The organism is Nocardia sp. CDC159 (assembly GCF_023740735.1).
Lineage (GTDB): Bacteria > Actinomycetota > Actinomycetes > Mycobacteriales > Mycobacteriaceae > Nocardia > Nocardia pulmonis.
Genome location: NZ_JAMRXH010000023.1, coordinates 47,787 through 74,217, shown reverse-complemented (window position 1 = coordinate 74,217; position 26,431 = coordinate 47,787). Strand labels below are relative to the sequence as shown.

Here is a 26,431-nt window from a genome sequence, read left to right as displayed (position 1 = left end):
CGCGCGGTTGGGGCGCCTCTCCGCTTCCGAGAAGCGCTGCGGCAATTCGGGTTCCAGCTCTGTGTGATGGGAGCGAGACACCATGTACGTCTTGTCTCGCGTCCGGGCTTCAGCTACCGTGGGGCGACTGAAACGAAACACTCTCATCGTCGCAACAGGCTCCGACCGAAGGAGATCGATCACCGTGTCTGCACATGCGAAGTGCCCGCCGATGTTGTGCTCTGCCTTGGTGATCGGCAAGTTTCGTCTCGCCGGGGCCTCGTAACGGCGCGCCGAGAGGGCTGCGATGCCGTTCTCGTTCCTTGATGCCTGCTGATTCCTGGTGAATTGCCCGGTGGCATGCTCATGGATACCGGGCTCGATGTAGCGGGTTGGTGGCGAGAATAACGGACCTCGGGCGCCATGCTGCGTTCGAGTCCTGATGGGTTTGCCCGCGCAACTTCCAGGGAAGAGGGCGAACACAGCTGGGCTGAACCTACCGGCCCCCAATTTGTTCATCGAAAGAACTCTGTTGGGGATGTTCGGGCTGAACAGTGTGTGGCGAGGGTGTGTAGCCGCCGCGGCGATCTGGTGATCGGGTAGGGGAGCTGTTATCGAACTCCCGGTTCATCGTCGCGGTTGGGATCTCGATGTTGAAAGCAACGCCAGCTCGCCCGCGTGAAATTGTGAGCGACGTTGGCGGCTCGCCGTGGATGAGGGGACGGAATTGGACGATCTGGACCTGGTCGTGGAGTTGGTGAACACAGTGTATGTGTGTTCTAGTCCGCCCGACAGGCTGGTCGACGTGGAGTACTTCCGGGCAATATTGCGGAGTGCTGGCGAGGTGGCGCTGGCGGAGGAGTTGCACGACACTGACCTGCCCCAACTACGTTGGCTACGTTACAGATTGGGTTCCGTCTTCGGCGCGGTCGACGCCGCGGATGCGGCCGGTCGGGTGAACACCCTGTTGCGAGGCTTGGGAGTAGTGCCGCAGCTCCGTGTCGAATCCGATGAAGCGCTGAGCCTTTCGTGGGAGTTGCCTGCACCCGGGTTCGGTGCGCTGGCCGGGAGGATGGCTGGCGCCTTGGCGGTGCACATCGCCGAGCATGGTGTCCAGCGACTCGGAGTCTGCGCTGCGGCGCCTTGCCGATGTGTTTTTGTCGACCGCTCCCGCCCGGGAAAACGGAAATACTGCCGCGACAGTTGTAACGATCGGATGTCCGCGGCGGCCTACTACAACCGGCGGCGGGCGAGTAGTAGCCGAACCGAGAATTGGATTCCGGCGGTCAATCCGTCCGATCCGGGCCGCCCGAGCGTTGAAAAACCGGTCGAACCTTCCCGGGCGGCTGGGACTGCCGAGGGATGAAGTCGATCGGCATGCCTCGTATCTGACGGCCGCGCCCGGATCTCGGGCTCGATCTATGGGAACGGCGCGTTCGACACTCCAGCAGAACGCGCACGGCGTCCAGGTGGCTCCGGCGAGGTCTCCAACATGTACCGCCGCCCTCAGTGCCTCCCCTATCACGACAGCCTCGCTGTTGCAAATTTAGAGAGTTGCAGCTCAAGTGAATTCAGCCTGTTTGGGGTGGGCGAAATGCCCGATTACTCTCTCGTTGGGGAGTTGAGCAGGCGTCTACGAGCACTTCCGGTGTCGTGGCCGGATCGACGTCGCAGGGGTTTGCCGAGTCGCGCACGGGCAGGCCTCAGGCCATGTCGTACTTTCTGTGGACTACTTGTCGCTCAACTCTGTCCGTTCATTTCCGACGACAGAAAGAGCCGATATTCCCATGGCAGCACGAACTATTTTTGAGCGCCGCCATCACAACCTGTTCTCCGCTGCCTGCGCCCGCCGGGTCGCCGCGCTGGCCACTGCGCTCGCAGTACTCGTCCCCGCTGGTGACGAGGCCTTCGCGGGACCGCCGCCACCAGCATCCGAAGACGATTACAAGAGTCTTTTCCCGCCCGTTCACGAGATGCAGGACCCGACGAAACGTCAGATACCAAGGCAGGTCAAGGTTCCCAAGATCGTCTATCGAATCGATACGCGCGGACCTGAGGAGATATTCAGAGACGGTTTCCGGGTACCCGGCGTGGGCACGAACGACAGCGTTCTCGATCATATCTGGGGCCACAGCACGCGTGCTGGCGGGGAGAGCGCGGGGGAGGCGGCGAACAAGAAGGGGACCACCAATCTGGTGTCGACCACCTCCGAATTGAACGAGGTGGCGACTCAATGGCTGGCCAGTCAGTTCTCTCTCGAACCTGGCCAGCGGCCGTGGGTCTACGTCATCCGGCCGGACGAAAACTTCTACAGTGTCCGCATCACGTTGGACAAACTCAAGGACATCGGGTCGGCGAAGGAGAAAGAATCGGCGGAGCTGGCCCTGCAGAGCGTCGGCTACCACTATGAATGGGATGCACGCGGTGGAATCCGGCCGGAACGAGTACATTCGGCGTTCCAGATCGACGTGATCGGCAACCAGCTCAAACACGTCAAGGATTCCGTGCGAATCAACCCGGCCTTCGATCGCGCATTCGAGCCGAAAGCGAATCAGGCGCCGCTCCTCAATGGCACCGCCTGTGCGCCCGCGCCGACCGGGCGGGTGAAGCGATCAGTCGCTGATTGCACGACCGAGGGCCCGCAGGAGCGTGCACCCGAACCGCGGCAAGAGGGACCCGAAAACAAAGCGACACAGGAGGTTCCGAGACCAGCCGCGAACCCCGATCCCGAGGCGGAACTGGCCGCCCGGGAAGCCGCCGCCGGAAAGTACTTCGAGGAGTTGGCAACCAAGTCGGGGTTGAACCTGGTGACAGCGGAGGGTGAGCGACTGGCGCCGTCTCAGGTGCGCGCCACATTCGCCGGATACGAACGCCTGCAGCCACCGGGCCGGTTCGCCGCGCCCACAGAGGCGCGGGCATGGGCGTCGAAGGCGATGTCGGCGGGGAAGATCAGTCTCGGTGTGCTGGGTGTCGGCGCCTACGGCTACGGGCTCTACCGGGTCCATGCGACACCGGGCGCCTCTTGGGGAGACTACGTGTCGGCCTACACGTCGATCGTCCCCGGGGTCGGGTGTGTAACGGCTGCCGCGGCGGATGCCGCCAGGGGACGAACCGACGGCTGGGATACCGCGGAGTGTCTGCTCGCCGACGCCCTGTTGTGGTCGGGCAATCCGGTGGCCGTCGCGGCGGGGTTGGGAATTCATGGCGGCCGGTTGATGAGCCAATGGTGGCACTCCAAGGAGGCGCCGAGCCTGGAGCAATTCCGGCAGGCCCGCGCGGACGGGTGGAACAAATACCTCCGGGAGTTCTATGCGCCCAAGCGGCTGGCGGCGTTGATCGAGCCGACGCTGCTCGACCATCAGGCGAAACAACAGTTGACTCGAGCAGGCTTGATCAACGAGTACGCCAACCATCTCGCCGCCGCGGAACAGCGGTTCCAGGCACGGCGCAGCGCCGCATCGCCCGGCGACACGGCCCGAAGCGAGAAGGAATGGGGCGCGGAACAGGAGAAACTGCGCGCGGACCTGCAAAAGGCACTCGACGACGGGAACAAGCGGGCGGGCATCGAACTGGATGCCGCGATCCGAGACCGTGTCAGCTCGACACTGCGGAAGGAGGCGGCAGCCTACAACGAGTGGTTCGCCAAGGAGCACCTGGTCAATACCGACGGTCGATGGCTGCATGCCGGATTGGACCCGGTTCGCAACTGGTGGTTCAACCTGACGCACAAGGGAAGCCCGGACGGTTCGAATACCGTTGAGGTGCACCTGAATCTGGTGCGCTCACGGTTGTCCGCCGAGGTGTTGCCCGTTCCCAGCGCGCAGGACCTCGCCGCCGGGGATCTTGCCGCCGCGTTGCAGCAGGCCATCCGAAGCAAGGACGGACTGAACCTTCGCGATGCTCAGGACACCGCGCTGCTGACCCGGCACGCCGAGCGACTCCGCAAGGCCCCCAAAGAGACCCACCACGCCGTCTCGGCGCTGCACGACCCGAACCCCGAACCACGGCTGGTCGTGTTGATGGTCGAGGACAGCAAGAAGTCGGCAGCGACGGCGACCGACCAACTTGCCTTCGCCAAGGAATGGCGTGATGTCCTGGAGAAGGACATCGCCATCGTCAGGTCCGGAGAAGTATCCTATGAACTTTTGGATCAGAACGGCAAGACCATCGACATTCCGCTTCCGTCGCTGAGTGAGCTGGAAGCACATTTGCGACAAGCGCAGCGGGACATCGAGAATGCCGAGAAGAACGCGCAGGAAGCCGAGCGCGAACTACGGCAGGAAGAAGCAACCGCCCAAAGCTCCCCATCCGTTCCGCAGAAACCGAAATCGCGCCTGCGGCTGCCGAGATAGTTTCGCCAGCGCCGACTGTGTCGCCGTAGTCGGCCACGCCGCTTGCTGATCGAGCATCGAACCTTCGGTGGCGGGGCCCAGAGGATGTCGGCACCACGAACCCTCCACGCGCCCCGCCACCAGGGCTGGCTCAGCAGGCAGGGTGTGGTCGTACCGCCGAATGTCGTCGTCGACTATGTACGGCAGGCCGTTTTCTGCCGCGGGGCTCGTATGGTGAACTTGCCTATGTCGGGTGGCGACCCGTGTCGTGGCCGCATCTTTGGTGGATTGCCGTGACGTGTGGGATCGGCCTGAGCGTTGAAGAGGAAGAGTCGGCTGTGTGGAGGCCTTCGCGATGTATGGCGTACCGCCACTCGCGGGGGGTCATTCCGAAGGCGGCGCGGAAGCGGCGCGCGAAGTGCGACGGATCGCGGAAGCCGTAATGGCTTGCTATCACTGCGATGGGTTCTTGCCGGGATCGGGGGTCGGAGAGGGCGCGTCGCGCTTGGTGCAGGCGCTCCTCGATAATCGCCTGCTGCAGGCTGAAATTCGCGTTGGCGCAGAGCTGGTACAGCCGCCGGACGGAGATGTAGTGCGCGCGAGCGATGCGGGCGACGGTGAGGTCGCTGTCGGCCGCATGGCGGCGAATGTAAGCACGGATCTGGGCCAGTAGAGCATCGGCGGGCAACGCTGCGCCGTCGCCCTTTCGAACGGCTTCCGAAGTAATGAGTCCCCGTGTCAAACCGAGGAGCGCCTCGCCGACGTCCCAAGAGGCGGTCTCGTTCTCCAGGGCATCGGCGACGTCGGTCATGAACATCAGCTGGCCGGTGATCAGCCGCTGCATGGGACTTGCCGACAGGGAACCGACCGCGTCGCGGATGGACTCCATCGAAACGCCCAGATCTTCCATGGGCATCTGTAGTGTCAGAACCTCACCGCCGTTCCAGCTGGCCTCGAAGGGCGTATTGAGATCTGCCAGATACAGCTTGCCGGGAAGGATCTCGTGCTGGCTGTCCGTGTGTGCCCAGCGCACGGTGTGGCGCGGGGAGACGACAATCATCAGGCTCGGTGACGGTGTGGTGCGAATCTGTCGTGGCGTGCGATCCACGTAATAGCCTCCGGTCCGAATACGAGACAGATTGGCAGGGCCGAGCTGCCAGGTCTCGATGCGGCCCTGGACGGCCTGCTCCGTGTCGGTCAAGACAATGTGTGCCGGCGCTGTCATCTGAAGAATTGCTGCCGCAACCAATTCGGCGCGGTTGCCCGGCTCGACCGTCGACGTGTCGAGCACAAGTGTCATCTCGCCATCTCCTCGATCGATATTCCATTGCTGCCAGCCGATCTCGTTGGACCTTGCGCGGTCCGGCCGGCCGTGCGCACATACGATCGAGTTGCTTCCGCATGACCCGATGGCTCACCCTCCGTCGAGGTATCACCCGAGGAAGGCACGGATCCGAATCGGCAGTTGTGCCGATCGAAGCCATGATCCCCGACCCCGGGGGGAGTGAAAACAGACCTGAACGGTGAGGACGGCCCATCGCACCCCTTGTTCGACCCCTGCAGATCACTCGTACATGCGCCACAGCCGCCTCGGTGCGCGGGGGAGTGAGGACCACGAGTGGAGCTACTTCCCATCCGGACCGAAGATGTTTGATCTTACCGCAATGGGCGTGAAAGGTGTTGCACTGTCACCATTTCCGACCGCCGAACAGGTTTCTCGCAACCCGTCGTACGTAGGTCCGGGCTGTGCCGTATGCGGTGGCTGGCCGAGGAATGGATGGTTCCGGAGGGAAGACGGCAGATAGGTGGAGGGTGGGGGTGGTAGCTGTCCGGCTCAGGTGATGGTTGCACGGGGTATTTCTTCCTGCCGGTTCGGACGCGTGCCGGGCGCAGCTGTTGACACTTGTTTGAGTTGGTGAGAAGGTTCTTATATAATCATTTCATTCGGCTGACCATACGTAGTGGCGTCAGCTGCTCGCTGTCGCCGCCTGTCGAGGGAGAGTGCTGATGTCTTCGGTCGAAGATGCCCGGAGTACGGCCATACATCGGGTGTTCGAGCCGGCGCGGGAGTCGCAGGACGAGATCTGCTTGCCTGTGGTCGGCGCGATTCCGCAGGGGTTGCGCGGGACCCTGTATCGGAATGGCCCGGCGCGCTGGGAGGCCGGAGGCTTTCGAGCCGGACATCCCTTCGACGGAGACGGACTCGTGTCCAGATTCGTCATCGACGACGGTGTGGTGCGCTTTCGGTCGCGCTACGTTCGTACGCCCAAGTTCCTCGCCGAAGAGAGTGGTCGGGGCGCGCGAGTGCGAGGGTTGTACACACAGGCGGCCGGTACAGCTGCCAATGTCGGGCGGATGCCCGCGGACACGGCCAACACGCACGCCGTGCCCCACGCGAACCGCCTGCTGGCGCTCAGCGATGCGGGTCGGCCGTGGGAGCTCGACCTGAACGACCTGTCCACCGTCGGGCCATGCGATTTCGATGGCCGCCTCCCACGGTGGAGTAGGTTCTCGCCGCATCCGAAGATCGATCCTGTCACCGGCGAGCTGTTCAACTTCGGGATGGATCTGGCTCTGGGACCAAAGATCCCGGCAGGTCTCCGCTGTTATCGGGTCGATCCGTCGGGTCGCCTGCACCAAGCAGGGCTGGTTCGCTTGGACAACCTCGTCGTGCAACACGATTTCGCGATTACCGAGCGCTACCTGGTCTTCGCCCTTGCCCCGATCACCATCGATCCGGTGCGCGCCGGGCTGGCGATGTTGGGCCGCGGAGCATTGGGCGATGCCGCCGATTACCGTCCGGAACAAGGGATGCGGATCGTCCTGGTCCCTCGTGACGGCGGGGCTCACCGCGTGATCGAATGTGAGCCTTTCGTATACGTCCACGTCGACAACGCCTACGACGACGGTCGCGACGTCGTGCTCGATGTGGTGCGATACGACTCCTTCGATTTCCTGACCAGCACGCTGAAGGACTTTCGCAACGGACTTCCGGAGATGGGCAGACCCGCGCGCGTGCGAATCACCATGGCGGGGCGGGTCGAGCTGAACGACATCGAGGGTCTGGACGCGCTCGAGTTTCCTATGCACGACGAGCGTCGCACCGGTCGGGCCCATCGATACAGCTACTACGCGTCATACCACCCCGATCGCGACGGGGCCATCGTCAAATACGACCACCGCACCGGTTTCGAGCGTCGGCACGTCTTCTCTCACGGCGAGTTCGCCGGTGAACCGGTGTTCGTCCCACGGACGGCGAAGTCAGAGGAAGACGACGGCTGGATTCTCGCGGTTACCTATCTGTCCGCCGAACATCGCACCGCCCTGGTTATCCTCGACGCCCGAGCGATCGAGCAACGACCGCTCGCTGTCGCTCACCTCGACCGGCACTTCTTCCCAGGCTTTCATGGGAGCTTCACGACCCGGGTCTGCCCGTCGACGATGTGACAGCCGCGCTGACGGATGCGTTGAGATCTGCCGGTTACGGCGTTTCGGGATGGTCCTCGACGCGACCGTGTACATTGGGCAGGGCATCGGTCGAGACGATATGAAATTGCCGATGCAATCACCTCGGGTCTCGCACTGAGGGGCGAGCAGTGTGCACAACGAGTCGATTTCGAACTCATCGGGCGGGATAGCCTGAGATTGGTCGACCACCGATGCACTCGATGGAATGACCTGGAGCGGCAGTTCCGGTAGGTGACGAGCGAAACCGGATGCGTTCAGCGGCAATTGCCCATCGCACTCATCGTTCGCCGTCTACGAGCGCCGCCCCCAACCGAGCCGAATCTTTGGATTTTCACTCTGTTCGGTCCGAAAGGTGTTGTCGTTCCGGCATGTTTCCGGACTACCCGGGAGTCGTGCCTAGATGCCCGAGGAAATCAGCAAATGCAAACGCTCACCCCGACGCCATTGACCGTGGGACAACGCCTCAGAATCCGGCGGCGGCAGCGCGGGCTTCCACGAAGAGTGGTGGCGAATCTGGTCGGGCGCAGTGAAGAGTGGCTGCGGCTCATCGAGTCCGGGCAGCGGCCGCTGAACAACATCGAGGTGCTGGCACGGCTGGCGGAGGTCCTGCGAATCGAGGATCCCGCCGAACTCATCGGATGGCCTTCCGGCGGGCTGTCTCCCGGCCACATCGACGAGGACTTCGTTGCGTTGCGCCGGGTTCTCTGGGACCATCCCGCTCTTCGGGACCAGGGCGACTGCGGTTCCGATCTCGCCTCGATACGGTCGAAACTGACTGATTGTCAACAGATTTGGGACGGCTCACCGCAGCGCTTTTCGCGCCTTGCCGGGTCTTTGCCCGCGGTGGTCGACAGTGCCCGAGTTGCCCATTGGCAGCAGCCGGACACCGATACCGCGGAGCTGGTCACGACGGCCTGCCACCTGTCGCGTGCGGTGCTGGCGGCCTGCGGTGATCACGCTCTCGCGGCCATCGTTGTCGACCGCGCGATGAGTAGCGCGAGCCATACTCGGCAGCCGTTACTCGTCGCGGCGAGCGTGTGGCACCTCGCCAGCGAGCTGCTGCATTCACAAAAACCGGTGCAGGGGCACGATTTCGCTCTCGCGGCGGCCCGGCGAATCGGCGATCGCCCGCCCGCCGACGTCGACGCAGCGGTGCTGTGGGGAGCATTGCACCTGGTGGCCGCCCTTGCGGCGGCGGTCGCCGGTGATCTGCGCGAAAGCATGGACCTGTCGGTCATCGCGCGGCGGGCCGCCGGGGAACTGGGCGAGGACCGGCAGGCCCGGGGGATACCGTTCGGCCCTGTCGAGGTCGGCCTCACCGAGATCGAGATCGCTCTCGCGCGCCACGATCCCGACCGGGCGATCAAACTGGCGCCGATGGTCGAACCCACCGAGAAGCAAACGATCGGCCGCCGTGCGGCATTTCATCTCTGCCAGGCCAAAGCCTATGTGCTGCGGTGCGATACCACCGCTGCCACGCTGGCCTTGATGAAGGCCGCCGCCGTGTCGCCGGAGGACCTGCAGTACAACGCGGAGGCACACCAATGCCTGCGTTACGTGGTCGACAACGACAACTATCTGATTCGTTCCGAGCTGGACCATCTGGTCAAGTTGGCTCGCGTCCTGGCCTGATCGGTCCACACCGTCGCAGGGAAGGAAAACCGCCATGACCGCCGAATCCGCTGTGGGCCATGGGCGAGCTCACGGCAAGGTGATCCTGCTCGGCGAACACGCGGCGGTGTACGGCTCGCCCGCTATCGCGCTGCCTGTTGCGGCCCTGCCCGTTTCGGCGCGAGTATCGCGGCATCTCGGTCCCACCGAATCGGACCATGGTCGCCGAGGTGTTCGTATCCGCTTCTGGGTCCAACATCAGATTTCCCGCTCGTCCGGTTCCAGCCTGTATGCGGCGGTGGCGGCGGCCAGGCAGCAATGGGACCTACTCGATCTACCGGTCGAGTTCCGTCTGCACTGCTCCATACCCCTCGGGCGTGGCTTGGGTTCGAGTGCCGCCTGCGCCGCGGCGTGCGTGTCGGCACTGGCCGATCTGGTCGGCAGGGCCGTCGATCCGATCGAACTGTTCCGGTTGGTGCAATGCGGGGAGCGTCTCGCCCACGGTCGGGCCAGCGGGGTCGACGCGTGGGCTGCGATTTCTCATCACCTGCTCTGGTTCGAGGACGGCGCGGCCCGGACGTTGAGCGGACGCCTGCGCGCCACGCTTGTCATCGCCGACACCGGAATATGCGGCAGCACCCGCCGAGCCGTCGAACTGGTTTCGGAGGAACTGCAGAGTTCTTCCGGATGCCGTCGGCTGCTGGATCGCGCGTCGGAGTTGACCCGTTCGGCGGCCGAAATGATCGAGGCAGGGGATGTTCCGGCGCTCGGACGTGCGATGAATTCTTTTCAGTCGATACTCCGCCGGTGGGGTGTCAGTAGTCCCGAGCTCGAAAACCTCATCGCCGCGGCGACCCGGGCGGGCGCAGCGGGAGCGAAATTGACCGGCGGCGGCCTCGGTGGATGTGTGCTCGCTCTGACAACGCCCGAGACCGCGCCGGATGTCGTCGAAGCGCTGTCCCGGGCCGGTGCGGCTCATGTGTGGACCACGGCCGTACAGGACGGCCCCCCGACACCTTCGACGCTCGAATTGTTGTGTCCTAGTGAAAGGATCCGAGAATATGACGGCCATCGACCTGGGTATACATGATCTGTCGGTCGCCACCACACACTATGTCCTCGACTTGGCGGAACTCGCCGCCGAACGGAAACAGCCGCTACAGAAATTCACGGTGGGGCTCGGCCAGGAACAGATGAGCGTCCCCGCTGCCGACGAGGACATCGTCACCATGGCGGCGGCAGCCGCGGCGCCGATCTTGGAACGACACGGCACCGAGGGGCTCCGCAGCGTTCTGCTGGCCACCGAAAGCGGTGTCGACGAGGCCAAAGCCGCGGCGCTGTATCTTCATCGGCTCATCGGCCTACCCGACACCGCGCGCGTCGTCGAGTTGAAGCAGGCCTGCTATGCCGGCACGGCCGCCGTTCAATTCGCCGCCGGGTTGATCACGCGAGACCCGGATCAGCGCGTCCTGGTGATCGCGACCGATATCGCCAGGTACGACCTGGACTCCGCGGCGGAGCCGACGCAAGGAGCCGGGGCGGTGGCCATGCTGATAAGTGCGAACCCGGGAATCATGACGCTCGACCCATGGTCGGGAATCCACTCCAGCGATGTGATGGATTTCTGGCGTCCCACCTACCGGAGCACGGCCGTGGTCGACGGCCGGTACTCGATATCGGCCTACCTGGACGCGATGCAGATGGCCTGGACGGACTACCGCAAGCAGGGTGGTCGCGAATGGGCTGAGCTGCAAGCATTCTGCTATCACCAGCCATTCACCAAGATGGCCTACAAGGCGCATCGTCACCTGCTCGAGTGCAACGGGATCACGCCAGATCCGGCCGAGATCGAAAGGGCCATCGGTGAGACCACTCGATACAACAGAATGGTCGGCAACAGCTATACCGCCTCGCTGTATCTGGCCCTCGCGTCGCTGCTCGATTCGGATACCGATCTCGCCGACCGCCCGATAGCGCTGGCGAGCTACGGATCGGGATGCGTGGCGGAATTTCTGACCGGCACCGTTTCCCCGGATTACCGACGGCACATTCGAACGGCCTCGAACCGAGACGCTATCGCCCGGAGGGAAAGGATCTCCTATGGCCGATACCGCCGGTTGCACGAAGCTCGATCGCGTTCCGAAGGCATGGATCACCTGTTCTCCGAGGAGAGTACGGGATCCTATCGACTCGCGGGTCAAGCCGAACACCGAAGGATCTACCAGACGTGCTAGTGCCCGGCCGGTGCGATGGACAGCGGTGCTGGCGACGCCCCATTGCGTCGCCAGCGACAGCCTGCTCAATAAGACAGACGCCGATCGATGATCCGGCTCAGCAAATTCGTCAGCAATCCGCCTGTCGCCTCGTCGATTCGACAGCACGCCCGCTCACAGCCGGCGGTGAAGTCGCCGTACGGTGCCGGCTCGAGAATCGCCTCCGGTTCACGAGGGCGGGCAAAGGCGTAATGCGAAGGTTTGATCGCGGGGCTGTGGTACCGCAATCCTTGTTTGCTCTCCGGCCTGTCGGTGGGCATGGTTGGTCACCTCCTCGGCGCGGCGATGCTGACGTTCTCGAGTATCCCGGTGGCATCGGGAACGAGAATCGCCACCGAATAGTACGCTGTCACAAGGTATTCCAGCATGGCGCGCTGGTTGATGCCCATGTAGCGGACGTTGATGCCGGGCTCGAACTCGTCCGGGATTCCGGTCTTGTACAGGCCCACGACTCCTTCTTCTCGCTCGCCTGTGCGGATCGCGAGGATGGCGGAGGTCTGGTAGTCGGTGATCGGGATCTTCGGGCACGGATAGATCGGAACACCGCGCCAGGACATCAGCCGATGGCCGTCTTCGGAGCAGGTTTCCGGCACCAGCCCCCGCCGGTTGCATTCCCGTCCGAATGCCGCGATGGTTCGGGGATGGGCCAGCAGCAGATCGGTCCGACGGCGCATCGCGAGCAGATCGTCCAGATCGTGCGGGCTCGGCGGGCCGGTATGGGTGGATATGCACTGGTCGGGTGAGGTGTTGTGCAACAGCCCGAATTCGGGATTGTTGACCAGCTCCCACTCCTGTTCCTCACGCATCTCCTCGACCGTGAGCCGCAACTGCTGCTCGACCTGATCCATCGGCTCGTTGTACAGGTCGGCGACCCGCGTATGCACCCGCAGAATGGTCTGGGTGAGCGAGAGCTCGTATTCGCGAGGGCTGACCTCGTAGTCGACGAACGACGTCGCGATCTCGTCCTCGCCCTGCGGGCCGGCGGTGAGCTCGATTTCGGACTCGCCCTTGGCATTGACGCGCAGGGCGGAATTACTGACGTAGGCCGCCAGGTGGTCGCGGAGGTCGGGATTGTTGTCGACCACTTCGAGGAAGCCGGGCCAGGGCAACGTCATGAGGGTTCCCGCGGTGACGGCCTTGACGGTGGCGGTCCAGAGCGGATCGGTCTGCAGCAGCGCCTCGTCACCGAGGCGGTCGCCGTCGGTCAACACCCCGAGCAGGGCGGGTTCGCCGTACGGTCCGGTGGTGGTGCGCTCGAGTCGGCCGTGGACGACGATGACCGCCTCCTGTACCGGTTCACCTTCGGCGAGGATCACCTCTCCCGCCTCGAAATCCCTTGTCGTGCAACGGCTCACGATGTCGCGAAATACGTCGATGTTGTAGTAGCCGCGCAGGGGCGGAACCTGGGCGAGACTCTCGGGCAGGATCTGGATATCGTCCGGGCCGTTGCGGACGAAGGTGACCTTTCCGCTGGGTGGGCGTAAGGTCCGTCGGCGGTTGACTCGGTAGACGCCTCCGGCAACGTCGAGCCAGGGGAGCTTGCGCAACAACCACCGTGCGGTGATTCCCGCCATGAGCGGCGGGGTTTTGACCGTGGTGGCGAGATTGCGAGCGGCCGATGTACTCAGCGAGCGTTGTTCGGCGGGGCCGGTGGGGGAGAGGTCGGGAGTTGATTCTCGGGTGGTCATTATGGTCTCATTCGGAAAGTATTGGTTGATTTGCCTCGGGGCGTCAGATGAATTCCCACCACCAGCGGATGGCGGGGGGTGGCTCGACGCGGGAGAACAGCCGCCGTTCCGACACCTCGTGAATCGGCGCATCGGAAAGCCGTCCGGGTGAAACCCGATGTGGCGCAGCATCTATACTCTTGGCGTAGCGGGGAAGTCGCCTCTGCCACTCGATGGTCCCGGAGACGATGTTCGACAACTGTTCGAGGTAACGGTGGAGTGCAGGCGTAGCACCTCTCGACAGCACACCCTTCAAGGTGACGAACAACTCCATCACCTCCTCCAAAAGGGCGCAGGAAAGATAGACGGCCTCCTGCCGTGAGCATTTGTTTTGCACAGCGATGATCTCGACGAGGTTCGACTCCAGGCTGCGCTGATCACGTTCCCTCGCAAACGAGGCGACATCCGTTGGCACCGTTAGCAAGGCTCCGGCCGCGGCCGTGAACGCCTGCACATCGGGTCGATCTCGGGTGTCGGCGTCGAGGCAGGTCCCTTCGGCGGCCTCGGTGAGGTAGAACGCGGGCAGCGACCCCCCATCCGGAGGCCGCGCGATCAGATGCTCGTCGACGCTGCGCATGTAGCGCCCGGACCGATCGGATACACCGCACGCGGCGCCGAGCATCCAACTGTAGTGCGAAAGTGCGCACTGCAGTACGTGTTCCGAGCTCGCCCGTCGGCGAACTCGCGCCAGGATGTCCGTGAGACTCGCGGCGAACGCGTCGAAATCCTCGAGGCCGAGAGCTGCTCGTCGGGGATTCATGACGAAATCCATGAGATTGGCGGCGAGATGGTTGAATGCCGTCGGATCCCGCGCGATCGGGCCGTCGTCGCAGTAGTAATCGTCGAACAGCAACGCCCACATGAGCCAGTCGCTCAGTAGTTGGACCCCTTCGGTATCGCCGTGTGGCGCCCACATGCGTGCCAGCTCCCCGGTGCACATATCCGGTGTGGATCGCACGGTGGTCCCGTCGAACCCCATCCGCCGGAAGAAGTCCTCCGAGCGATGCTGGAAGACGATCCCGCCGTCGCGCGGTTGGACCGGTAGCGGGCACCAGATGGGCGGAATTTCCAGCGATTCCCGGGGCGCGTCGACAGGAGCGCGGCGAGCCGCATCCTGTGCGGTATCGACCACTTCGCCACTACTGGCAGGGCGGGCGAGAAGCTCGTGAACGAACTGAGCCGCGGACGTTCCCAGGCCGGTCGGCCCGGACGGAATCCGGCGGGCCGCTGCATCCCATACGGTTGATGTGGTCAAGGCTTCCTCCGTACTCGTGTCACATGCGTGGGGCTGCGACGTTGACGTCCTCGAGGATTCCGACCGCGTCCGGGACCAGAACCGCGATCGAGTAGTAGGCCGTGATGAGGTACTCGATCAACGCGCGCTGATTGATCCCCATGAATCGCACGTTGAGGCCGGGCTCGTACTCGTCCGGGAGGCCGGTCTTGTACAGCCCGACGACACCCTGATCGTGCTCCCCGGTGCGGATGGCAATCAGCGAGGAGGTCTGTGTCGCGGTGACCGGGATCTTGGGGCACGGGTAGATCGGCACGCCCCGCCAGGAGGGGATTCGGTGCCCGTCGATGGTGCTCACCTCGGGTACCAGGCCGCGGCGGCTGCATTCGCGGCCGAAGGCCGCGATCGCGCGTGGGTGTCCCAGGATGAAATCGGTGCGTCGGCGCATGGCCAGCAGGTCGTCGAGGTCGTCCGGTGTCGGTGGGCCGGAATACGTCGAGATCCGCTGGTCGTAGTCGGTGGCATGCAGGAGCCCGAAGCTGGGGTGATTGATCAGTTCCCGCTCCTGTCCCTCGCGGATCTCCTCGACGACCAGCCGCAGCTGCTGTTCGATCTGATCCATCGGGTCGTTGTAGAGATCCGCCACTCGGGTGTGCACGCGCAGGATGGTCTGCGTGAGTGACAGCTCGTGCTCCTGGGGGTCGGGCTCGTAGTCCACGAAGGTGGTGGAGATGCGTTCCTCGCCGTGGTGCCCGGCCGACAGCGCGATTTCGGCCTCACCCTTCGAATTCACGCGCACCGAGTCGTTCTCCAGGTAGGCGGTGAGATGAGCGCGCAGATCGGCGTTGCGCTCGATCACGTCGGTGAACGTCGACCAGGGGATGGTCATCAACGTTCCGGAGGTCGCCGCCTTCACCGTGGCGGTCCACAGCGGGTCGGTCCGCATCAGTCCCTCGTCCCCGAGGTGATCACCGGCGATGAGCACGCCGAGAACGGCCTGTTCCCCGTACTGACCCATGGCCATGCGCTCGAGGCGGCCGTGCACCACGACGATCCCCTCTTGGATCGGCTGACCTTCCTCCACGACCACCTCGCCGGCCTCGAACGTTCTCGGCGTGAACTGTCGGGCGAGCTCGGCCAGTACCTCGGCGTTCGAGTAACCGCGCAATATCGCCAACTCTCCCAGCGACTCCGGGACGATCTGGAACTGTCCGTCGCCGTTCATCGAGAAGGCGATCCGTCCGCCGCGCCTGCGTATGGTCCGCCGCCGATTGACCCGGTACGCGCCACCTCGCACGTCGACCCATGCCAGCTTCCTGAGCAACCATCGTGAGGTCACACCGGCCATCAGTGGCGGGGTCTTGGTCGTGGTCGACAGGTTCCGCGCCGCCGCCGTGCTCAGGCTGCGCTGTCGCAGGCCGTTCGTGGAAGTCTCCGGGGGAGCGGCGATTTCGTCGTAGGATGTCACGTGTCCACCTCTTTCGTTGTTTGGATGGGTACGGGTCGGAGTCGCTATCGATCCCGACGCAGCGCTGCGCGGGCCAACTCGACGAGTTCGTTGAACGGCGTTCCCCCGCAGGGCAATTCGACGATGGCGGAGTTCGTCCACAGCTCCGCTCGGCGACGCGTCCGCTCGCGTCCGCCGGCGGATGCGATGAGGTCGGCGATGTGCGGGATTCCGTGTCGGCCCGAATCGCGTTGTGACGCTGGCTTGTACAGCGCTGCCAGTTCGCGGCCCGCATCGGTGCCCGAGGCGATGGCCGCGACGATGGGCATGGTCATGCGACGCTCGGCGATATCGCTGGCCGTTTTCCCGGTCTCGGCGGGATCCCCCCAGATGCCGATGATGTCGTCGATGAGCTGGAAGGCCACGCCCACCCGGCGTCCGAACGACTCGAGCGCGTCGACAACGCGCACGTCGGCGCCCGCCGCCAGGGCGCCCAGCGCACACGCGCACCCCGTCAGGGCGCCCGTCTTTCCGGCTGCCATCTCGAGATAAGCGTCGACGGTCACCGGCCTACGCTCGGTGAAATCGCAGTCTTCGTACTGGCCGCGACACATGTCGACGACCGCTTGCTCGATTCGGCGAACGGCCTCGTCGCACCGACCCTCGGGCCCGCGTGTGTCCGTGAGGATTTCGATGGCGAGGGCGTGCAGGGCGTCGCCGAGCAGCAGGGCGGGCGGCTTACCCCAGATCGCCCAGACGGTCGGTCGTCCGCGCCGTTCCACGTCGCCGTCGAGGATGTCGTCGTGGATCAGGGTGAAGTTGTGGATCAGTTCGACGGCCGCCGCGTAGCGCACGGCGGCGGGCGCTGCTCCGAAGGCCGACGCGGTGGCCAGGGTCAGTGCCGCCCGGAACATCTTGCCGGTGGTGCCCGACGCCGGTGTGCCGTGGCGATCGCAATAACCGAAGTGATACGAAGCCATCAGTCGCAATGGTTCCGGCAGTCTGCCGAGTGAATTTCGGAGTATCGGTTCGCAATTCGCCCGTGCCCGCAAAAGGAGGCGTTGAACGTCAGCCTTCTGTCTGTCCAGTGGCGATATCGTACCGTCGATCGACATGTGCGCTCCTCAGCTACGCGTCGCTATCGGTTCGAGTTCCGAAGTCGCGGACTCGCTCGCTGGCACCCATTCTGTCGTGACCGAGAGCCGCTGTACCCCAAAAGAATTGGGGTGCAACGAGCCGAACGATACTTTTCAACACCAACTTTTATTGCAGTTGTCATCGTGCTCACATTGTTGACTGAAACGGAAAGAAGTGCTTCATTCCCGAACACATCGAGGCAGTACTCATGATCGGTGCCAGAGTGCGAGAGACCGGGTGGGCCACTGCCGTGGCCCACCCGAATATCGCCTTGGTCAAGTACTGGGGAAAGCGGGACGAGTCATGGATCCTGCCGGTGAACGGCAGCTTGTCGATGACCCTCGATATCTTTCCCACGACCACCACAGTCCGAGTGGACCCCTCGATCGCCGCCGATATCGTCAGCGTGGACGGTCGGTCGGCGCCCCGGGCCGCGGCAAACCGGGTCAGCGAATTCCTGGATCTGGTACGAACACTCGCCGACAGCAATGCGCGGGCCATGGTGGACACCGTGAACACGGTGCCCACCGGAGCCGGATTGGCGTCCTCCGCAAGCGGATTCGCCGCGTTGGCGATGGCCGCCGCGCACGCGTACGGGCTGGCGCTCGACCGCCGGGACCTTTCGCGACTGGCGCGCCGCGGCTCGGGCTCCGCGTGCCGATCCGTGTACGGCGGATTCGTCGAATGGCATGCTGGCCGCGGTACCGGGTGTGCGGGCAACGACAGCTCCTATGCCGAGCAGATCGATGCCACTTCCCTCGACGCGGCGATGGTGATCGCCCTCGTCGATCACCGGCCCAAGCCGGTGCCCAGTCGAATCGCCATGCGCCACACCGCTGCGACCTCCCCGCTGTATCGGGCGTGGGTCGAGTCCTGTACCGACGATCTGGCCCGGATACGCGCCGCGATCGCGGCGGGAGACCTCGGTCTGGTCGGCCGGATCGCCGAACACAACGCTCTCGGCATGCACGCCACCATGCTCGCGGCACGACCGGCCGTCCGATATCTCTTGGCACGATCGCTGGCCGTGTTGGACCGCATCGTGTGGTTGCGCGAGTGCGGCGTCGCCGTGCACGCCACCGTCGACGCCGGACCGAATGTCGTTGCGCTGTGCGGACGCGCCGACGCCGACGAGGTGGCGGCCGCATTGGGCGAACTCGGCGACGACGTCACCACACACGTGGCAGCGCCGGGTCCTCCCGCCACCCTCCTCGCGGGAGATCCGCGATGATCGTCGCACGCGCTCCCGGAAAGCTTTTCCTCGCAGGCGAATACGCCGTGCTGGAACCAGGTCGTCCCGCGGTGGTCATGGCCGTCGATCGGTATGTGACCGTCCGGCTGAGCCGGGCGGGCGAGACCTGGACCACGCTGCGTTCCGATGCGCTGGGCGGCATAACCCTGCGTCTGCACCGAGAGGGCGGACGCTTGGTCGCCGAGGAATGTCCCGAACGCGTGCTGGCGGAATTTCGATTCGTATCCGCCGCCCTGTCCGTCGTCGAGACGCTGATCACCGAGCGCGGGCTGCGGCCGAGTCCGCTGCGACTCACGATCACCAGCGATCTGACCGACCGCGATGGGCACAAACTCGGGCTCGGGTCGAGCGCCGCGGTCACGGTCGCGACCGTATCGGCCCTGATCCGGTTCTACCGGCTCGAGCCCAGCGCGTCACTGCGCTATCGCCTCGCACTGCTCGCGACGGCGACCGTCAGCCCGCAGACCTCGGGGGCAGACCTCGCGGCCGGGGTGTGGGGCGGATGGCTCGCCTACCGCGCGCCGGACCGGTACCGGGTGCACGAGTTGGTCCGCGAGCATGGCGTGGACAGCGCACTGCATCGCGAATGGCCCGGCTTCGAGGTGCAGCCGTTACGACCGCCCACCAAGCTGCGGCTGCTGGTGGGATGGACCGGACAGCCCGCATCGACGACCGGACTGATCGCAGCACAGCAGCGGACCAGCACGCAGGCTCATAGTCGGTTCCTGACCGAAAGCACGCGCTGTGTCGAAGCCCTTGTCTGCGCGCTTGAAGCCGACGATCCGTCCTGGGTACAGGACGAAATACGGTGCGCCCGTGGCCTGCTCGCCGAGCTCGATGCCGCCACGGGGGCGGGAATCATGACCCCCGGCCTCGTCGCCCTCTGCACGAGCGCCGAAGCCGTCGGGGCCGCGAGCAAACCCTCGGGAGCGGGCGGCGGCGACTGTGGCATCGCCATTCTGCCGATCGAGGCCGCCCATCGTGTCGCCGAAGTGTACGAACGCTGGGCCGAGGCAGGGATCCGGCCGCTTCCCTTGCGAGTAGTACAACCAGTCGAGGAGACGGAATGAGCATCGCCGACCGAAAGGACGATCACGTTCGGTATGCGGCAGAACAACATCGAGAAGGAGTACGGTACAACGACTTCGACTCGATCTCCTTCATGCACCATGCCCTCGCCGGGATCGACGTCCATGACGTCTCGCTGGCCACCGAGATTGCCGGGATGACCTGGAGCGCACCGGTCTTCATCAACGCAATGACCGGGGGCAGCGATTGGACCGGCCGAATAAATCGCGACCTGGCGGTCGCGGCGCGCGAAACCGGAGTGCCGATCGCTTCCGGGTCGATGAGCGCCTTTTTGAAGAACCCTCGGGTGGCCGACACCTTCCGAGTGCTGCGCCGCGAGAATCCGGACGGCATCGTGTTCGCGAATGTCAATGCCAATGCCTCACCCGAACAGGCGTGCCGAGCGGTCGATCTCCTCTGCGCCGATGCGTTGCAGATCCATCTCAACGCGGTGCAAGAGATTGTCATGCCGGAGGGGGATCGCGAGTTCTCGCACTGGCCTCGCAGCATCGAAGATATCGCTGCCAGCGTTCCCGTCCCGGTTGTCGTCAAGGAAGTCGGTTTCGGGCTCAGCCGTCGTACGGTGCGGCAGTTGCGTGACTGTGGGGTGGCGGTGGTCGATGTGTCCGGTTGCGGCGGAACGAATTTCGCTCGTATCGAGAACCGTCGTCGCGAAAGCGCCGACGTGGACTACTCCTATCTCACGTGGTGGGGCCAGTCCACGGCGGCCTGCCTGTTGGACGCGGCTCCGATCGAGGGCATCGAGTTGCTCGGTTCGGGCGGTATCCGCAGCCCTCTGGACGTCGCGCGCGTTCTGGCCCTCGGCGGCCGGGCGGCGGGCGTGGCCGGGTGCTTCCTGCACGCCCTGGTCGAGTGCGGCGTGGCCGCGCTCATCGACCGGATCGAGAGATGGCTCGAGCAGCTCCGGCAGATCATGACGATTCTCGGTGCGCCCGACCCGGCCGCCATGACCGGTTGTGATCTCGTGATCACCGGTGAGCTGGCGGACTTCTGCCGACTTCGCGGCATCGACGTCGGCGCCTATGCGGCGCGGACGGACCGCTCCGCGGCCCTCCCCGCGAACTCCCACCAGTGAAAGGCTGCGATGTCTCATCCCATCACACACCAGTCGACGTCCGCCGCGATCCCGATGAAATGGGTAGGCCCCCTTAGAGTCAGCGACGATATCGGCACCACCGTGACCGAAGTTCCACTGGCCACATACGAATCACCGCTGTGGGCCTCGGTCGCTCGCGGGGCGCGTATCACCATGAACACCGAGCGCGGCATCATCGCAACCGTGGTCGACGATCGCATGACGCGCTCGATCCTGCTCGAAGCAGACGACGCCGCAACCGCATACGCCGCGGCCACCCAACTGAGGGACCAGCTGCCGCGACTGCAAACGGTGGTGGCCGAAAGCAGCCGCCACGCGCGCCTCATCGGTCTGCATCACCAGATCGTCGGCAACCTGCTGTATCTGCGCCTCGAATTCACCACCGGCGACGCCTCCGGCCACAATATGACGACCCTCGCCGCGGATGTGCTCGTCGACCACATCCTGCGTAGCCGACCGGAACTGCGCTACGGGTCGATATCAGCCAACTTCTGCACCGACAAGAAGGCCACCGCCGTCAACGGGATACTGGGTCGAGGCAAGAACGTCGTCACCGAACTTCTCATTCCCCGATGCCTGGTCGAGCAACGCCTGCGTAGTACTGCCGCCCGCATCGCCACCCTCAATACCCGCAAGAATCTCATCGGCACGTTGCTCGCCGGCGGTATCCGTTCGGCGAACGCGCATTACGCGAACATGCTGCTCGCGTTCTACCTCGCCACGGGACAGGACGCCGCCAACATCGTCGAGGGTTCGCAGGGCATCACTCGCGCCGAAGATCGCGACGGCGACCTCTACTTCTCCTGCACCATCCCCAATCTCATCGTCGGAACGGTGGGTAACGGCAAGCGACTCCCGTTCGTCGAGCAGAACCTCACCCGGCTCGGCTGCCGCACGCCGCGCGATCCGGGGGACAACGCCCGCCGCCTGGCCGTGCTGGCGGCCGCCACGGTCCTCTGTGGAGAACTATCCCTGCTGGCAGCTCAGACCAACCCCGGCGAACTGATGCGAGCCCATCTGCGCCTCGAGCGAACCGCGGGAAGCGCTAAGACGCGGCGCGGGTCCGCGCCCGCATCCGCAGCCGGCGTGGATGCATGATGACCGACGAAACCACCGGCTTGACCTCTCGGTCCGAAAGCGTACTCAGTTGCCATCGGTTGACGATCGTGGCGAGGGCGAGGGTGGTCTCGGTCATCGCGAATTTGTCGCCGATGCATTTGCGGGGCCCGAAACCGAAGGGGATGATCGCGTCCCGAGGGGGACGGTCGGGGTTGTAGGGATCCCAACGATCGGGGTCGAACCGGTCCGGATCGGGAAGAAGATCGCGCCGGTGATGTAGAACGTAGTTGGAGTACAAGACCACCGTTCCCGCGGGCAGCCGATATCCGCCCAATTCGGTGTCCTCGCTCACCTTCCGGGTGAGCATCCAGACTGGGGAACGCATCCGCAGGGTTTCGGTGATTATTTGCTTCGTCACCTGCAGGTCGGATAAATCCTCGAAGCGCGCGACGCGCCCGCCGAGCACATTGTCGACCTCCTCGCGTAGCCGCTGCGCGACCGCTGGGTTGCGATCGACGAAGTACAACGCCCAGGCCAGAGTTGTTGCCGTAGTGTCGGTTCCGGCCATGAAGAACGAGATGACCTGATCGGAGATCTCGGCATCGGACAGTCGACGACCGTCGTCGCTCCGCGCGGTGAGCAGGGCAGACAGGAGACTGTCCGGCCCCGAAGCGCTGGTGCGGTGACGCGCGATTATTTCAGCGAGGACCCGACGCGATCGCATCACCGCGTCCCGATGAGCGTTATTGCCAGGAATCGGCAAACGGTACAGTGACGGCGGCATCATGGCGACGCGAAAGACGCCGTTGAACAGCGTTGCCATGTCGGCCATCACCTGATCGCGATCCGTCGCATCCAACTCACTACCGCCGAAGAAGACCGCTGCTGCCGTGCTGGACGCGAGCTTCAGCATCTCCGCGGTGACATCGAGAACCTCGCCGTCACGCCAAGATTCGGTTACCGCGGCGATCTTCTCCGACATCGTGGCGGAGTAAGCCGGAATCCTGGCCGGATTGAAAGTCGGCTGGATCAACGGCCTCAGGCGCCGGTGCACCGCATGCGGACAGGTGGCCAAACCATCTCTGAGCGCGTCGTAGGCACGATCGAAAATCTGCCCGCCCTTGTCGAATACCCGATCGTCGAGCAGCAACTTCCGGGTGAGGTTGGCATCGCAGACAACGACAGCGTCGAGCGACCCCAGCTTGATCCGCACGAGGTTGCCCTGTTCGGGGATCGACGACAGGAATCCCAACGGGGCGCGGGCAAAAGCCGCGAGATGCCCCACGACGGGCAACCGCCCCCGGGCATAGGGTATCGAGGTCATGGTGGACATGGCCCTTCCTGAACGTTGTGAAAGTCCTACTCGGTTGATGGTCCGGGATCGGAACTCCGGTCGATGAGGCGCATGTGCAGGCCCTGCGGAAGGGTGAAGGTGCCCAATTTCGGCCGGACCCGGTGATGGGGGCTCTGTGTCAACCGCCACCGTGCAGTGATCGTCGCCAAGGTGAGCACAGCATCGGTCATCGCCAGGGAATCGCCGATGCATTTTCGGCCACCCGCGCCGAAGGGGATGAAACCGTTGTGGGACGCAGCCGATTCGAGCGTCCACCGGTTCGGATCGAACCGATCCGGGTTCTCGTACAAATCAGAACGGTGATGGAGGACATAAGGACTGTAGATGACGTTGGTTCCAGCAGGGATGACATAGCCACCGAGCTGTGCGTCGGCCGTGGCGACTCGCGTCAGCAACCAAACCGGCGGCCACAGGCGTAGCGTCTCCTTGATGACCCTGGCGGTCACTTCGAGACGAGACAGGTCCTCGAAGGTGGCCCGCCGTCCGGAAAGGACGGTATCGACCTCGGCCTGCACCTGCCGTTCGATGTCGGGGTGTTGCGCAAGCATATGCAGTGCCCACGACAGAGTCGCGGCGGTGGTGTCGACGCCGCCTATGAAGAAGGCCATGATCGTATCTGCGATCTGACTATCGGAGAGCTGTTGTTCAGCGCTTTGAAGGTCGCGGGCATTCAGCAGGGCTGACAGCAGATCACCGTCATCGATACCCTCGGTGCGGCGATGGTTGATAATGGTGTCGATGGTTTCGTGCAGACGAGTGTTGGCCAGTGTCTCGTGCCGGTTGTCGATGACCCGCAGTCGATTGAGTGCTCGCGGCAGCACCATTCGCCGAAAGACCCCACTCAATACTGTGTCGAGATCGGCGAGAATCTGGCTTTGGGTTTCGGGGGCTATGCTGGAGGGAAATATGGCTGCGAACAGCCCCTTGGACACCATCGTCCGCATCTCTGCGGAGATGTCGATGATCTGCTGATGCCGCCAGTTGCCGATTATGGACTCGACAGTCGCCATCTTGACCTCGGCGTAGCCGGGCAAACGCTTTCGGTGGAACGTGGGCTGAGCCAGGCGCCGAAGGCGGCGGTGCTTGTCGTGCGGACACAGCCCCAGGCCGTTTCCGATAAGCTCACGGCCTTGATCGTAAAGCGGTCCCCCTTTGTCGAACGTCCGATCGTCGCGCAGTAGTTGACCGGTGGCATCCGGATCGCATATCACCACTGCTTTCACCGGGCCGATGTGTATGTTCACCAGGCCACCGTGCGCTGGTAGGGACGCCAGGAACGGACCAAGACGCCGAAGCTGAGTCATATGTCCGATCACCGGAAGTTCGCCTGGCGCAGTCGGGATCGCGTCCACGGTAGCCCGCGAGGCATGGTTGCGGCTTGGAGAACTACGGTGATGCCATTGAATACGCGTGGAACGTGCTTTCATGGGATCGTCTTTCGAAGGTCTTATCGTCTGACGAAAATTCTTGACGGAGTTGTGGTTCAGGTGTGAGGATCACGCCATCCAAGGTCCAGTGAAGCCCCTGCATCAGTGGCGGATGCCAAAGAAATTTGGGCCTCGGTGTTGTGGCTGCCTGGGATCGCCGGGGCGGGAAACGGGGCCGAAATCCGACACCGCTGGTACGCCGTGCGTATACCGCCCTGGCGGCGGCTGTCAGCGGACAGCGGGATCCGATAGTGAAACTCGTTGTCGCAGTTGATCGCCAAATGTAGGGTGTCGAGGATCGGCGCAGTAGGCTTGACTGCGCCGGATCGCTATCGGTCGGAACTCAACGCTCAAAGGCAAGGCTGACACAACCCCTGAAGGCGGCGCACCTGCTTGTCCATGCGTGTCGAATCGAACCGTAGCGATGCCTCCCTTGCCTCCCAATCCTCCGATGCCGCTGGAAACGTCCACGGGCAGGAACTTTCGCACTCCGCGACAGTGAGTGATCTTGGACGCCCGAATCTCGGCTCATTGGACCGAGACCAGGCTCCGCCGTCGACACTCCCTGCCAGCCCTGCCGGTGTCGGGTTGGCGATCACGAGGCGGAACAGCTGGCTCCGGTTCAGGGGGTTCGAACTCGGAACATCCTGCTGGACAACTGCTTTCTGTCGTTGGTGCTGGCCATACTGGGGTTATCGGGCCGGGGATGGGTCCGGGAAAGGCGGGGATGGTGGCATATGGAAACTACTCACGAGCAAGGTGATTCGCTGGCGCGGGCAGGAGCGCTCTGGCTGACTTCCGAGTGCCGGTGGCTTGTCGAGGCGATCCGTGCCGGCTGGGGAGTGCCGGAGATTTCGGCGCACTTACAGCGCAGTCGATCGGCAGTTCTTGCCCGTTGCGGCATGCTGCTGCCGGAGGCTGTGCGGGGGGAGCAGAAGGGAAACAGCAGGGCGGCCGATCTTCTGAGATCCGAGCTGGAGGCGAACCCGCAATACGACTGGGAGAAGCGTCTGCGCGATCAAGCGTGCGCCGACGGAAAACGCTACTGGAGCGAAGCGATGGACGATGCGCTCGCCGAGGGTTGGGTGCGTGGACGCTCCTGGCGTGAATTGGTCACCGCCACCGGCGCGACCGAGCTGGAGATCGCTCGGCGCTGTAAACGTCGCGGTTGGGTGAAGGATCTCGCGGGGGTGGTCGATCGGATCGGTTGTGATCCGCACGGTGAGGTTGCCGCACAATTGGACCCGGCGAAGGTGTGGGTGCTTGTCATCGATGGATTGGGTTCCGGCGAGCGGCATGTATCGGTGCACCCCACGCGCGGACAGGCCGAGGACGTGAGGGATCGACTCGTCGATGAACATGTCGCCGACGATTCGGCCGACCCGATCGCGATCACGCTGGTCGCCCGCAGCCCAGCGGGTGAAGCGGCGACCCGTCCGGCAGCATCGGGCAATCCGCCGCCGCGAGGAATGCCCAGAGCTGACATCACCCTTACGCCGCCAACACCAAAACAGAGGGACGACAATCTCGTTGGCAACATCCGCACCAATCCGATCGACCAACGAGATGGCACCGACGAATCCCGTCCGCTTCGAATTGGGATCCAACTCGGCCCGGCGCCTGCCGCCGACGCTTTCGATACCTCGCGCATTGCGCGGGCGTTCTGCGACTGCGGATGGGCAGGCTCCTGGCAGGCCACGATCCGGCAGGCGGAGACCGACGTCGCGGACCATGGACGAGTCTCCGGGCACGAGCCCGGCGCCCCCTTCTCGACTGCCTGACCAACCAAATCCCATAGAAGTCAAGGGGATGCTGACGGGTGCGGTTACATGAAGCTCGTCAGCCGTCGAGACCGAGTTGCGGTGCTGCGACCTGGACGTGACGCACTTGAGCGGAGGCAAGATCGAGGTTTCGGGTTCCCTGGGGGGCAAGGGGTCGCGGGTTCAA

General features: G+C 64.2%; 19 protein-coding genes. 11 read left to right on the top strand and 8 right to left on the bottom strand.

Annotation, left to right across the window (positions count from 1 at the left end; all coding sequences use genetic code 11):
• Window positions 1–688: 688 nt before the first annotated feature.
• Together NDR87_RS37965 and NDR87_RS33740 are read left to right on the top strand one after the other, a co-directional pair.
• Window positions 689–1,345: a CGNR zinc finger domain-containing protein gene (locus NDR87_RS37965; protein WP_372494381.1), complete on the top strand. Its 657-nt coding sequence runs from the start codon at window positions 689–691 to the stop codon at window positions 1,343–1,345.
• A gap of 421 nt (window positions 1,346–1,766) precedes the next feature.
• On the top strand, window positions 1,767–4,331 hold the full coding sequence (locus NDR87_RS33740; protein ID WP_251917971.1) for a hypothetical protein: 2,565 nt from the start codon (window positions 1,767–1,769) through the stop codon (window positions 4,329–4,331).
• A gap of 223 nt (window positions 4,332–4,554) precedes the next feature.
• Here NDR87_RS33740 and NDR87_RS33735 read toward each other — a convergent pair whose 3' ends face one another.
• A complete protein-coding gene (locus NDR87_RS33735) occupies window positions 4,555–5,610 on the bottom strand; it encodes a helix-turn-helix domain-containing protein (RefSeq protein ID WP_251917970.1) in 1,056 nt (351 codons plus the stop codon).
• A gap of 707 nt (window positions 5,611–6,317) precedes the next feature.
• On the opposite strand from NDR87_RS33735, the gene NDR87_RS33730 reads away from it, so the two are divergent.
• The 4 genes from NDR87_RS33730 (at window position 6,318) to NDR87_RS33715 (ending at window position 11,623) form a co-directional block, all read left to right on the top strand.
• Window positions 6,318–7,757, top strand: a complete 1,440-nt coding sequence (locus tag NDR87_RS33730) for a carotenoid oxygenase family protein (RefSeq protein ID WP_251917969.1) — start codon at window positions 6,318–6,320, stop codon at window positions 7,755–7,757.
• Window positions 7,758–8,009: 252 nt separating this feature from the next.
• Window positions 8,010–9,410 carry a helix-turn-helix domain-containing protein gene (locus tag NDR87_RS33725; protein ID WP_251917968.1) on the top strand — a complete coding sequence of 467 codons (1,401 nt, stop codon included), beginning with the start codon at window positions 8,010–8,012 and terminating at the stop codon, window positions 9,408–9,410.
• Window positions 9,411–9,444: 34 nt separating this feature from the next.
• Window positions 9,445–10,479 carry a mevalonate kinase gene (gene mvk / locus NDR87_RS33720; protein ID WP_251917967.1) on the top strand — a complete coding sequence of 345 codons (1,035 nt, stop codon included), beginning with the start codon at window positions 9,445–9,447 and terminating at the stop codon, window positions 10,477–10,479.
• A complete protein-coding gene (locus NDR87_RS33715; protein WP_251917966.1) occupies window positions 10,451–11,623 on the top strand; it encodes a hydroxymethylglutaryl-CoA synthase in 1,173 nt (390 codons plus the stop codon). Before mvk ends, NDR87_RS33715 begins: the two co-directional genes overlap by 29 nt.
• Window positions 11,624–11,688: 65 nt before the next feature.
• On the opposite strand, the gene NDR87_RS33710 is transcribed toward NDR87_RS33715, so the two are convergent.
• The 5 genes from NDR87_RS33710 to NDR87_RS33690 are packed head-to-tail and all read right to left on the bottom strand — an operon-like array spanning window position 11,689 to window position 17,050.
• Window positions 11,689–11,922, bottom strand: a complete 234-nt coding sequence (locus tag NDR87_RS33710; RefSeq protein WP_251917965.1) for a hypothetical protein — start codon at window positions 11,920–11,922, stop codon at window positions 11,689–11,691.
• A 6-nt stretch (window positions 11,923–11,928) separates the two neighbouring features.
• Window positions 11,929–13,350, bottom strand: a complete 1,422-nt coding sequence (locus tag NDR87_RS33705) for a family 2B encapsulin nanocompartment shell protein (protein WP_251917964.1) — start codon at window positions 13,348–13,350, stop codon at window positions 11,929–11,931.
• Between the two features lie 43 nt (window positions 13,351–13,393).
• Entirely contained in the window at window positions 13,394–14,644 is a 1,251-nt protein-coding gene (locus NDR87_RS33700; RefSeq protein WP_251941288.1) for a terpene synthase family protein, read from the bottom strand.
• A gap of 19 nt (window positions 14,645–14,663) precedes the next feature.
• Window positions 14,664–16,091, bottom strand: a complete 1,428-nt coding sequence (locus NDR87_RS33695; RefSeq protein WP_251917962.1) for a family 2B encapsulin nanocompartment shell protein — start codon at window positions 16,089–16,091, stop codon at window positions 14,664–14,666.
• Between the two features lie 44 nt (window positions 16,092–16,135).
• Window positions 16,136–17,050 (bottom strand): polyprenyl synthetase family protein, encoded by a 915-nt coding sequence (locus NDR87_RS33690; protein ID WP_251917961.1) that lies wholly within the window; start codon window positions 17,048–17,050, stop codon window positions 16,136–16,138.
• A gap of 365 nt (window positions 17,051–17,415) precedes the next feature.
• Here NDR87_RS33690 and mvaD point away from each other — a divergent pair, with 365 nt between their 5' ends.
• Genes mvaD through NDR87_RS33670 form a run of 4 tightly spaced genes read left to right on the top strand, consistent with a single transcriptional unit; the run spans window position 17,416 to window position 21,742 of the window.
• On the top strand, window positions 17,416–18,438 hold the full coding sequence (mvaD, locus tag NDR87_RS33685; RefSeq protein ID WP_251917960.1) for a diphosphomevalonate decarboxylase: 1,023 nt from the start codon (window positions 17,416–17,418) through the stop codon (window positions 18,436–18,438).
• Window positions 18,435–19,529 (top strand): phosphomevalonate kinase, encoded by a 1,095-nt coding sequence (locus NDR87_RS33680; protein WP_251917959.1) that lies wholly within the window; start codon window positions 18,435–18,437, stop codon window positions 19,527–19,529. Before mvaD ends, NDR87_RS33680 begins: the two co-directional genes overlap by 4 nt.
• Window positions 19,526–20,623, top strand: a complete 1,098-nt coding sequence (gene fni, locus NDR87_RS33675; RefSeq protein WP_251917958.1) for a type 2 isopentenyl-diphosphate Delta-isomerase — start codon at window positions 19,526–19,528, stop codon at window positions 20,621–20,623. Before NDR87_RS33680 ends, fni begins: the two co-directional genes overlap by 4 nt.
• 9 nt (window positions 20,624–20,632) lie before the next feature.
• Window positions 20,633–21,742, top strand: a complete 1,110-nt coding sequence (locus NDR87_RS33670) for a hydroxymethylglutaryl-CoA reductase (protein ID WP_251917957.1) — start codon at window positions 20,633–20,635, stop codon at window positions 21,740–21,742.
• Here NDR87_RS33670 and NDR87_RS33665 read toward each other — a convergent pair.
• Both NDR87_RS33665 and NDR87_RS33660 read right to left on the bottom strand, forming a co-directional pair.
• Entirely contained in the window at window positions 21,690–23,036 is a 1,347-nt protein-coding gene (locus NDR87_RS33665; RefSeq protein WP_251917956.1) for a cytochrome P450, read from the bottom strand. The two genes, NDR87_RS33670 and NDR87_RS33665, sit on opposite strands and share 53 nt — an antisense overlap.
• Before the next feature lie 26 nt (window positions 23,037–23,062).
• Window positions 23,063–24,484 carry a cytochrome P450 gene (locus NDR87_RS33660; RefSeq protein WP_286014352.1) on the bottom strand — a complete coding sequence of 474 codons (1,422 nt, stop codon included), beginning with the start codon at window positions 24,482–24,484 and terminating at the stop codon, window positions 23,063–23,065.
• 902 nt (window positions 24,485–25,386) lie between these two features.
• On the opposite strand from NDR87_RS33660, the gene NDR87_RS33655 reads away from it, so the two are divergent.
• Window positions 25,387–26,265: a hypothetical protein gene (locus NDR87_RS33655; RefSeq protein ID WP_251917954.1), complete on the top strand. Its 879-nt coding sequence runs from the start codon at window positions 25,387–25,389 to the stop codon at window positions 26,263–26,265.
• Window positions 26,266–26,431 lie beyond the last annotated feature (166 nt).